We start from the raw sequence: 10,665 nt of genomic DNA on the forward strand, positions 1-10,665 counted from the left end.
CTAGTAAATAAAGGTTATAAGGTAGTAGCATCTACTACCCAACGCGTCAGTGAGCAGATTGGTAATGAGAAACGATCCGTATTTAAATTTGTACAATTTAGGGATTATCAGCTTCTGACGTGTAACCGTGGTAGTTCGGACGATTGAATGCAGCCTTTTTATTTTTGCCGTGTAAGTGATTTTAATTGTGAAGGAGCTCAAAGATTCTTATTGTCCTTAAAGGCATAATTTAAGGAGGCCCGACAACAAATTTCTTTTAGCTCCTTCATTCATTTTACTGACCTTAGAATTCAGTCTTTAAACAAGCCAGAAATATCCATACCTAATAATTCTTTTAATTTTTTCAATGATTTCTTCCAGTCCTTTTTGCTACTTTTATTCAATTTATTATAAGCATCCAAAACATGTTCCAATATTTGCTGCTTTTCATCGTCTGATAAATCTCGATTATTCAGCTTCAGCCATTTGCTTATATTGTTTGTATAAGCAGGAATAGAACTTATTTTATTTAAGATACACTCATTAATAGGGCGTTGTTGTTTATTCAAATTACTCCTACATTCATCAATCAGTTGTTTAAGTTCTAATGTTTCTTCAATGGAATATGCTTCTTCAAAAGAAGTAAGAGCCTGTTGATAATTTTGTTTTTGTTTTAATTCATAACCTTCTTGTTTTAATGAATCTACTTTTTGTTGCCTTTGTTCTTCATCAATACGAGCCTGTTCTAACCGCCTAAATTCTTCTTCTCGTCTTCTTCGCTCTTCTTCTGCAATTCTAATTTCCCGATCTTTTTGTTGGCTATTATACAAATCAGCTATTTGATTTTTTAAATTATCAACCACTGGTGCATATTGATTATACAAAGAATGAAATGCTGCAGAACATGGTTCTGTAAAAGGTAGTAAATAATTCTTTTTTTTCTCTTCTTGTAAGAACTCATTATTAGCCCTCACATTAGACATGGTCATATATTCAAAATTATGCCCTGAAACCGAACTACTAACCATGGGTAATAGTTTCGATAAACTTGCTTTCAATGGAAATTTTCTTAATTGCATTTGGCTTTCATAATATGCCATAAGCACTTTTAAAGCATCAACATCCTTTAATAATTTGACAAATTTTCCTTCCAGACAATTTAGCTGAACCTTCACTCTGACTTTGCCATATCCAAAAGGTTTACCTTGTCCCAGTTGGTAATAAGCGTTTTTTTCATTATCATGAAAAGTAAGAGCAGACAGTAATGCTCCTAGTTCGAATGTATTCAGATTAAAAAATCTCACTTTAGAAGTAAAATGGGAGTTCGTATCCAGTGGATACAAAAATGTATCTAGTAAATCGCTACCAGTGGTTATTCCCCAAACTTCATTACGTATAGGATAACGTTTCCAGCCTGCAATTTGTCCGTCATCGTCATTGTATGTTTTATATCGTACTTTACCATTCTTACCGTTTTGCTCTATATAAATTGGATAATAAGAAGCTTTCGGTGAACTTAGCACTAATCTTACCCCCTTAGAATTAACTTGAGGACGTCCATTTGTGCAAAACGCATGTCCAAAAGAAACTCTTCCTTTTAATGAAGAATCTTCATCAACCACTCCAAATATACAATCAGCTAAGTCGAATTCAGATGATCGGTGTTTTAGAGGCAGAATCTCAAATGGTGTATTTTTATATTTAGCAAATTTCAGGTTCTTATCTACTCGTATCTTCCCATTGCTAATAATGCTAAGAACATTACGTACCGCTCCTTTAATTGAAGTACCTGGAATGAAATATTTCTCATTTATCCGACTAAATGAATTATATCGATCATTACCCGTATTATTTGTATCTTCCTGTGTATGTCCATTGCGTACAAAAACAGGAGATACAGCTGTAATATCCAGTGATATAACTCCACTGAACCAATCGATAAAGGGAACGTCGTGTGATATCTTATCTGCCCATTCAGGGAAAAAAACCTGATCAGACAATCGTATAAAGTTAAAAGGTGCACGTATCATATAAAACCCTCCTGTTATTCTTTAGTTTTCATTTTAAATCCTACAAACACGAATTCAGCCGGTTTGAGTGTCTCAAAGCCATTACATCTTTCATCCTTTTCAGGACGCCAATACTCATTAAAGCATATTTTCTTTACCTCTTTATCCTTAAATGAGGGAAGATATTCATGACACTCATATTCTACACCTTTAAGTTTTTCAAGATTAAATTTACTGAAATGATACTTCCCATTCAGAAACTTAATGCTGTAAGACCATTTATCATTGCACAAGAAGCCTTCCGCAATATAAGGATTATCGATTTTATTTGGGAGTACATTATCTAAACTTTGATTTTTAAAGACTTTACAAGTCGTTTCATCACTCATCCAAATATACCCGGTATACTCCCCTTGAGGAATAACAAGCGATAAGTCCTCGACAAAACAATCTGTTGTTTTATTCTGATTTCCTTCCATAAAGCTCTCCGTTTTTAAATAATTCACCATTAAAGTAGCCATGCCCTCGATTTACTCCGCCACCTAGTGGCAACATTCCACGGCATATATCCATTAAAGCACTTTCCAATGCTTCTATAACACCTTTTGAATATTCAGCTTTCTGAAGCAATAAAGTCAACGTATACGTATGAGTATCGTATGATACTTTTTCTGAAAATAATGCGCCACCGATTGCTCCACCTGTGAAATAATCAATGGCAACATGATTCAATATCTTGTCATCTACCGGATTAGAGGAAATGATATCTGAAATGAAGACATTACCGGGCTTCTGTTCTTCTTCTGTTTTGCCTATATATCCGAATAATTCCCTTACAGCCAGATTGTTACTACCGCTTAAGACATTTAATTCTTCTATTGTCATCTGGTCATCCGCACAATGGGAAGTATTGGCATTATAATAAAAGGCAACCCGATGAGCAATAGCCCCTTTGACGGATGAGGCAGGAATCAATATGCAGGGTGTTTCACAAAAATAAGGTCTCCCCTCATCATTCCATTCAATATAAGTTGATTTTACAGGAGTCATATCAGCCTCTTCATCTCCCATACCCGATCCGAACAAATAAAAATCTTCAGGCTTAATTTTGAGTTCATATTTATCATATTTGTCAGAAGAGGTCTTTTCCACTTGATAATCTTTACGCCATGCCTTCCAGTATTTATCATTTAAAGAAGATGTTTTCTCACAATATAAATCCAATTCATCAGGATTACACAAATCAAGTACAGCCGTTCTTAACGAACGGACTTCAATCTGTCCGAAACCTTTTCGAGTATTTCCACCTAAACGAATGAATCCTGAATGCAAAGCTTTGATAATATCATCAAAATCATTTTTTCTGTCTGCATTGGAAGACAGTAACTCGATCTCAAAACAGAAACGTGTACCTTTAAATACTACCTGATTGTCAAATTTTCCTCCTGCAACAGCTGTTCCTTTGTTACTGATGCATACATGCTGACGTACAGGTAGTTCCAGAAAATGAGCATAAAACTCATCGGAATAATTGATATTTTGTAGCCCGTCGACAACCTGTCCGTCTTTACCTATCATCCGTGCTTCAGTGATAATCAAATCAGAACCGTGACGACCTTCGGGAGAAGTTGAATCATGACGGCCAAAATAGGCCTTTGCTTTTTCTTCTCCGATGCAATGTCTTAACACTCCCGCAATGGCAGTTCCCGGTATATAAGGTAACCCATTGATATCACGCATAACTAACGAATCGGATGCAATATCTTTTTCACCCGAACCGACAGCTAACGGTGTAACTGCTTCGATAATGAATCGTGCCAGATAACGATAATTATATTTTATTTCATTCATATTACTTGCATGTTTTAGCCATTTCAGAAGCCAGATTAATAACCAGTTCCTTCATATTCATACCATTTCCTAAATGTGTTTCCAAGAATTTAAGCAGCAGTTCTTTGCGTTTCTTGACATTCCAATCCTTTTCCTTAATACCATGGCCAATATATGTCCTTATATTGTCTATCACTTCATTGTCATTGATGCTCCTCAATGCGATACTTCTGATTTCACCCCATTGGGAAGCGAATGTTGTCCCTTTAAAGTAGTCTTTGTTGCCATTGACAAACTGATTGATAGCCCTGTATATTTTGTATTTCTGTTGTTCCTGTTCCTTACGTTTACGCAGATATACTAATAAAGAGCTATCTCCAGCAGGAATATATTTCTCTTGCAAAGTTGAAGCCTTCTCTTTTTTACAGATAGCCTCAGTATCCTTTTCTTTAGAGAACTGATATAAAATTCTCCCATTTGAATCAGCTCCCAAGAAATCCGGATTATATATGACCTTCCCGAATCCTTCATTCTGATAAAACCCGACAAAACCTGAATGTTCCAAAGAAGTTTCCTTCTGGACTTCCACAATGAACACACTTCCTTTCTCGATGCCGCAACGGTCAGCATCATAGGCTTGTCTTTTGAAATTCCAAGGTGAATATTGGAATGTTCGTACCTGTGACAGATCCCAACGGATTTTACCCTCAGGTATACCCAAATCTTCTGCTGAAGGTTGGAAAGTCGGTACACCATATTGGTCCATAAAAATCAATCGTCCATCTGCATACACTTCTATAAGTTCTCCTGTTTTTACGAACTTAGGTAAGTTTGAATTATAACTGTCGAAAGTGCATGTCTCTATCTTGACTAGGCCATATTGAGCTGTTTTGGAGCGTCCGATACGATGTACTCCTTCTAATGCCTTTTTTACATTTGACTGAACCATATCTGTGATTGCATCATCGAAAGTAACGTCGAAATAAAATTCAGCTCCTTGATTCAACGACTCATAGCCATACATTTTTTCATCATACGAGCGACGATAATCCTTATCGTATGCCGACTTGATAGCAAACGTTTTCGGTAAAAATGTCTTCAGTATCTTTTCATTGCTAAAGCAATAGAAACCGGAACGGCATTGCTTTAATTGTTTGTGAATCATTTCATCAGAAGAAAGATTTGTTACTTTATGGATAACATAACATTCTTCTTCCATTTTTTTTAATTTGGGATAATAAAACACCAATGGTATCTTCACACTTCTTATGCCATTTTTAGCGCAATGTGCATCCCCAAACCTGACTTTGCCGGAATGAAAAATTTCGAATGACTCTCGATATGTTTCTTTCTTGTACAACTGACTGGCTACTATCCCTAGAAAACTATTTCCGGGAATAAAGTCCAAGGTACTTTGATTACCTTCACTAGCAGCCTTGACACTTAAAATCACATCTGACAGCAATGTACATTTGAACTGAATCTTTTTCATACTACGCCTCCTTCCTGCAAAGCTAATACCGGTTCTTCTGAAGATTCAAAAATTATATCACACCTACCCAATCCACGGTTCCTGTTTTGTCCAAGCCGTTTGACAAACTGCATTCCTTTTTGCAACACTGGAACAAAAGATCCCGGCACATTTAGAATTTGTCCTACCAATTCGCAGGGTACTACAGTTTCAAGTTTCCTTAAATGTTGTTTTTCGGCTACTCCTTGTTCATTGATTGAGATGGAAGCTACCGAATTGTATAAAAAGTGCCAATACCGTTCGGCTTCTTCTACATTATTAATATCTGAGAGTATAAGTTCCTTCAAAGAATCTTCTAATTCTACATTCGTAAAAAATGACAGACTTTTTATCTGGGGATTTATACCTTTAGAATCTGGCCCCGTCAAGATATTCCAATCTCTGTCTGCCGAATTCCCGAACACAATAATAAAATCCTGTTTCTTTCGTTTTGTCCACCCCTCAAATCTTAAAATGTTTTCAACAGCTTCACGTATTAATCCTTTGATTGTCTTTCCTGGTACATAGGGCAATTTGTTCTTGTCTTTTACAACCAGTGCGTCGACATCTGCGCCTGCGCCCAATCCGGACCCGCAATGCCATTCACTATAGAACTTCAAACGATAGGTAACAGTATATACCTTTGACGGATTTAATGTATCTGTTTCCATAATATTCCGCTATTTATTTCGTTACTACTTCATAAATTGAATGAAGGGCCAAGACATCATACGTTGGATAAGTCTTAATCGTTTTTTCTATATGATTCCTCACCCTTCTATCATGTCTTCCTGTGGTCAATTCTTTAGAGAAAGATAATGACTTATCAGACAACAATGATTTGAATCGGTTCAAATACTGTTCTGCAAGACCATTTCCTACTTCATCATTGTTGCGATTAGTTATATCTTCCTGCGGCACATACAACAGTTCAATCCATTTTCTCAAGTGAGATTTGATAATATTCCCTTCTTCGCTTGTCAACTTTTTCTGGGAATCCAATAAATCCCTGATAGTCCAATATCCGGTTTGCTTGTCGATATCGATGAAATAAGGTCCGAATTCGAAAGAGAGCCCTACAGATGGAGTCAGTTCACGCTCTATAATTTCTTCGTAGTTCTCTACAAAACTATCCTGTACCTTATGAAACATCAGGCATGAAGGAGCTAAATCTTCATTCAATTGCTTGGCTTTGGCTTTCGCTCTCGCACACAAATCTTCTGCCAAGGCATAGCCGTAATAAAACGGATAGGATGACTTGATGAAAGCTATGCCTGCGCATGCCGTAAGTCCGCTTCCGAATTCGGATTGTAGTTCCTTGGCCGTTATTTTTTCGAATTCCTGAAGGAACTCGTTTGTATATTGTATCGCCAGGTCACCTCTTATGATGATGGTCAGGTCGTCGCCGTTCAGTATTATCGGACGTATAGGAATGAAACAACCGGATGTGTTCAGCTCTACCTCGATTGCATTTTTTATATTCATAAAAGCCATATAGGCGGCTGTTTGTGTCAATTCATTTACTTTTCTGCTGAAGGAGGCCAATTTGTTTTTGTCTTTACCGATTTTCTGAAAAATCTTTCCAAATCCATTACCATCCGCATGAACAATGGCTATCCAGTTATTCCTTTTCGTTATTTCTCCTATATTGAAAGGTATTTTATCCTTGTACTTTTGGACAAAATTGACACCGAAGGCTTTTTCACAAACCTTATAGGTGGCTTTTTCCGCTCTTTCTTTTTTCTTGAAAGTCGGTTCATCCAAGTAATCGTTGTATTGAACCGCTATCGCCGGTAATCCGGTTTTTCGAGAACGACGAATTCCAATCAGGCCATGAACATTACTTCTGGCAGGGCAATTACGCTGTATCCGTAAAAAGGATTCCAACTGTTTTACTATATCCGCAAAATCTGTTTCCGGATTATATTCCACGACAGCTTGGCTGATGGTGATTCCCGGAGCCATGCCTTGAACTTTTTTAGGAAATTCCAACACAGCTTTCTTACATTGTTCTTCATCATCAAAATCGTATTTGATATTTCCGGCTGCCCGGACAATGGATTTTAAAGGGTCGTTGCCAAAATCGTCGAATGCTGATGTGCAGACCATTTCGACCAACTCACTGGCTCCTACAATATCTTTCAGTTCATTGGTCTGGAAAATAAAATTCTGGATACCCTGTACAGCAGCCCCATATAAATAACGTTTTCCCATAAAGCTAGATTTTATGACATAGTTTGTTTAATAATTCCTTATCTTCCGCTATCATATCGCTCATCTCGATATGCGTACAGGCCTCTTCACGCAGCAGTTTGGCAGTAGCAGATTGTTCGGTCACGTTCCATGTGAGCAGGACGACATGAACTTTCAGCGACTTCAGTTTCTTTACCAGCATTTCGTGGTCGGCGTCGCCTGTTATCAGCACTACGAAATCGAAGTTACGGAACAGGGAAAGCTCGTAGGCCTCCAGAGCGAACCAGACATCCACTCCTTTCTCGATAACGGTGATATCGCCGTCCTTCTGGACTTCACGCAGGTGCTTGTAATGGAAAATTACATCGTTTTCTATCAATGTGTCTTCAAACTTACGTTCCTTGAACAACAGGTGTTTGCTGTTCGCATCGTTCACCCGATACCTTCCCCTGAAATAATGGCTTTCGGTAATGTAACAGTCGTTCAAATCCAGTTCATGCCTACGGGCTATTTCCGTACGGATGAATTGGAACAACGGCTTCATCTGGATATTGAGTGATAAATTGTCTTCGAGCGCTTCATTGATTTTTGCGAAATAGCCCCCGTCAATGAAAATGCCTATGGATTTGTTTTCTGTGTTCATAGCTATTAAGATTTAAGTTTGGCTAATATAGTAAAAAGAATGATTCCCTTAAAGAAAATGTAAGGAGAAATAGAGATTTTTTTACCTTTTGCCATGCCTGTATCTATTATTTAGGAATATTGATTTATATTTGTATCAAATCTAATCTAAACACACCGCATTATGGGGAATATCCGAATCCTTACCTTGAAATTCCGCAACCAGTTACAGCCGGATGAAATCAAATGGTTCCGTGGAGCCATTATTCACGCCTCGGATAAAGGCAATGTATTGTTTCATAACCATACGGAGGAGAACTACCGATATGCTTATCCGCTGATACAGTACAAACTGATTCATCGATGTGCTGCTATCCTCTGCATCGAAGAAGGAGTAGAAGCCATCGGGCATTTCTTTTCGCATTATACCGACCGGATACGGATCGGAGAGAAGGAACTGTGTCTGGAAGTAGATTACCTGCGCCCTGCCGTATTTTCTTTGGAAATCACGGAGCGGTTGACCCGCTACCGGTTGCGGAGATGGATCCCGCTGAACCGTGAGAATTATCAAACCTATCGGACACTCGAGAGGGACGACCAGCGGATGCACTTCCTACAGAAAATACTGGTAGGGAATATCCTTTCCTGCCTGAAAGGAGTGAATATCTATTTGGACGAGAAAATCACCTGTAGAATTCAAGAAATTACCCGCATGTATACCATCCCGAACAAAGGCGTCAACCTGCTGGCTTTTGACCTCATCTTTACAGCCAACCTGTCCCTGCCTCCGTACATCGGTTTGGGGAAGAATGCCAGCATTAATTGCGGCATCCTTACTTTGGCTCACAGGAGCTAATCCCAGAAAGCTTACAGAATGTCATTCTGCTATTTACGCGGACTGAGAATCGTCTGTTTCGGACATGAACCTTAACAGATGCCTAAAGAACGAAAGGAAAATGAATGGCAATTTTCCGATATGTCTGGATATATCGTGTTTTTAAGTATTCTATGTTTGTGTATGCGGATATTTTCTGTTTTTGTGTAGCGGAAGTTCGGTTTAATATATCTTCTTGGTAGTTTAAGTTTAGCTTTCCCGGTTGTTGTTCCAGCTCGTTTCAGGCGTTTTTAAAAGGATATTTACCGTAGTTTAAAAAACTTCAAGGCGTTTCTCTCTGTCTTTGCGTATGTCTGTCCGCTTTTCCCTAGTCAGAAAAATTTTTTGTGCGCATGTCTTTTAATGTTTGTAAGGCCGGAAAATGTATATAATGTGCATATATCCACTATTTTCTGTATAAATATATTATTTTTATGCATTATCGCCGGCTGGATGACCCCGAAAAAAGAAAGCGCGTGTCAGAAAATCCATTAAAAAGAATACAAAATAAAAACAAATCTTTATTTTCTCTTTCATTTGATTTTTCATATTCAAGCGCTTTCAAATCCGGTGGTTGCCCCTTCATCGATCTTTTCCTGTCGATTTGTAAAGATTTTTATTTGCGAAAATTCAAAACTGCACAAATTACTCATTTACAGGTATTTGACATTTACCCTCATTCCGGGTCTCTCTCAAAAAGTTCGCAAATCTCCTTTTTCAAGGAAATCCGGAAATCATTTGCGAAAAAATGGAATTAGTCTTAAAAAATGAGCATTGACTTTCAGCTTGTTACACATCCCTCAAACAGCGTTTTTTCGCAAATGTAGATTCTTATTTAGACAGCCTTTTCATTTGCGAAAATATTATTCGAATCAATCAGCTATATATCAACGAATTAAGCAAAACAGACAGCTGATTTTCTTTAGAATGACATTCTAAAAAAGGTAGATTTGCGAAAATTTTTGCCTCAAATAGCTAACTTATTGATTTATTTCACTATATTTGTCAAATAAAAGAAATCATGAGTTCTTTAACTTATTGATTCTTAGGTTGTATTTTGATTATCCATTAGAACAAGGATTAAGACACATAAGAAAGTTTTACCTTGGGCTTCTTTCTGTAGTATTTTGATTATCCATTAGAACAAGGATTAAGACTAACGCAAAAAGCCGTGGCCAAAGGCTTCGGTGATGTATTTTGATTATCCATTAGAACAAGGATTAAGACCCAGACACAGGAGTGACTGCATACGGGTTCTGAGTATTTTGATTATCCATTAGAACAAGGATTAAGACAGTATATCAGAAGCGGTATATAACTCTACTTCGGTATTTTGATTATCCATTAGAACAAGGATTAAGACATAGATCCGGCTCCCAAGCTGGTGCCAAGGTTGAGTATTTTGATTATCCATTAGAACAAGGATTAAGACGTCTTGGGCTTTAGTTTCCACCTTATCCCAGAAGTATTTTGATTATCCATTAGAACAAGGATTAAGACGTACAGGATACCATATGGTGTCGTGTACTTCTACGTATTTTGATTATCCATTAGAACAAGGATTAAGACGAATGTTGCTGTAATTCTGTCATCCACATCGTAGTATTTTGATTATCCATTAGAACAAGGATTAAGACCACTAACATACC

At 37.5% G+C, this 10,665-nt stretch carries 8 protein-coding genes and 1 CRISPR repeat array; of the genes, 1 reads left to right on the top strand and 7 read right to left on the bottom strand.

The genetic code is table 11. From position 1 onward, the window contains the following. Nucleotides 1-290 precede the first annotated feature (290 nt). The 7 genes from C510_RS0114790 to C510_RS0114820 are packed head-to-tail and all read right to left on the bottom strand — an operon-like array spanning nucleotide 291 to nucleotide 8,164. Complete coding sequence (locus C510_RS0114790; protein ID WP_018712051.1) at nucleotides 291-2,009, bottom strand: RAMP superfamily CRISPR-associated protein; 1,719 nt, start codon at nucleotides 2,007-2,009, stop codon at nucleotides 291-293. Between the two features lie 14 nt (nucleotides 2,010-2,023). Beyond that, nucleotides 2,024-2,467, bottom strand: coding sequence for a TIGR04423 family type III CRISPR-associated protein (locus C510_RS0114795; RefSeq protein WP_018712052.1), 444 nt, complete (start codon nucleotides 2,465-2,467; stop codon nucleotides 2,024-2,026). Further along, nucleotides 2,448-3,839, bottom strand: a complete 1,392-nt coding sequence (locus C510_RS0114800) for an RAMP superfamily CRISPR-associated protein (protein WP_018712053.1) — start codon at nucleotides 3,837-3,839, stop codon at nucleotides 2,448-2,450. The genes C510_RS0114795 and C510_RS0114800 overlap by 20 nt, the downstream gene beginning before the upstream one ends. 1 nt (nucleotide 3,840) lies before the next feature. After that, nucleotides 3,841-5,310 (bottom strand): hypothetical protein, encoded by a 1,470-nt coding sequence (locus C510_RS0114805; protein WP_018712054.1) that lies wholly within the window; start codon nucleotides 5,308-5,310, stop codon nucleotides 3,841-3,843. Beyond that, entirely contained in the window at nucleotides 5,307-5,999 is a 693-nt protein-coding gene (locus tag C510_RS16695; protein ID WP_018712055.1) for an RAMP superfamily CRISPR-associated protein, read from the bottom strand. Before C510_RS16695 ends, C510_RS0114805 begins: the two co-directional genes overlap by 4 nt. A gap of 13 nt (nucleotides 6,000-6,012) precedes the next feature. Further along, nucleotides 6,013-7,542 carry a Cas10/Cmr2 second palm domain-containing protein gene (locus C510_RS0114815; RefSeq protein ID WP_018712056.1) on the bottom strand — a complete coding sequence of 510 codons (1,530 nt, stop codon included), beginning with the start codon at nucleotides 7,540-7,542 and terminating at the stop codon, nucleotides 6,013-6,015. Nucleotides 7,543-7,546: 4 nt separating this feature from the next. Then, the gene (locus C510_RS0114820; protein WP_018712057.1) at nucleotides 7,547-8,164 is read right to left on the bottom strand and encodes an NYN domain-containing protein; all 618 of its coding nucleotides are present in this window, start codon (nucleotides 8,162-8,164) and stop codon (nucleotides 7,547-7,549) included. A gap of 162 nt (nucleotides 8,165-8,326) precedes the next feature. Between C510_RS0114820 and C510_RS0114825 the strand changes: the two genes are divergently transcribed. Further along, the gene (locus tag C510_RS0114825) at nucleotides 8,327-8,998 is read left to right on the top strand and encodes a CRISPR-associated endonuclease Cas6 (protein ID WP_018712058.1); all 672 of its coding nucleotides are present in this window, start codon (nucleotides 8,327-8,329) and stop codon (nucleotides 8,996-8,998) included. 1,070 nt (nucleotides 8,999-10,068) lie between these two features. Continuing rightward, a CRISPR array of direct repeats spans nucleotides 10,069-10,653; the repeat unit is 35 nt; unit sequence GTATTTTGATTATCCATTAGAACAAGGATTAAGAC. Nucleotides 10,654-10,665: the final 12 nt, after the last annotated feature.

The organism is Phocaeicola barnesiae DSM 18169 = JCM 13652 (assembly GCF_000374585.1).
Taxonomy (GTDB): Bacteria; Bacteroidota; Bacteroidia; order Bacteroidales; family Bacteroidaceae; genus Phocaeicola; species Phocaeicola barnesiae.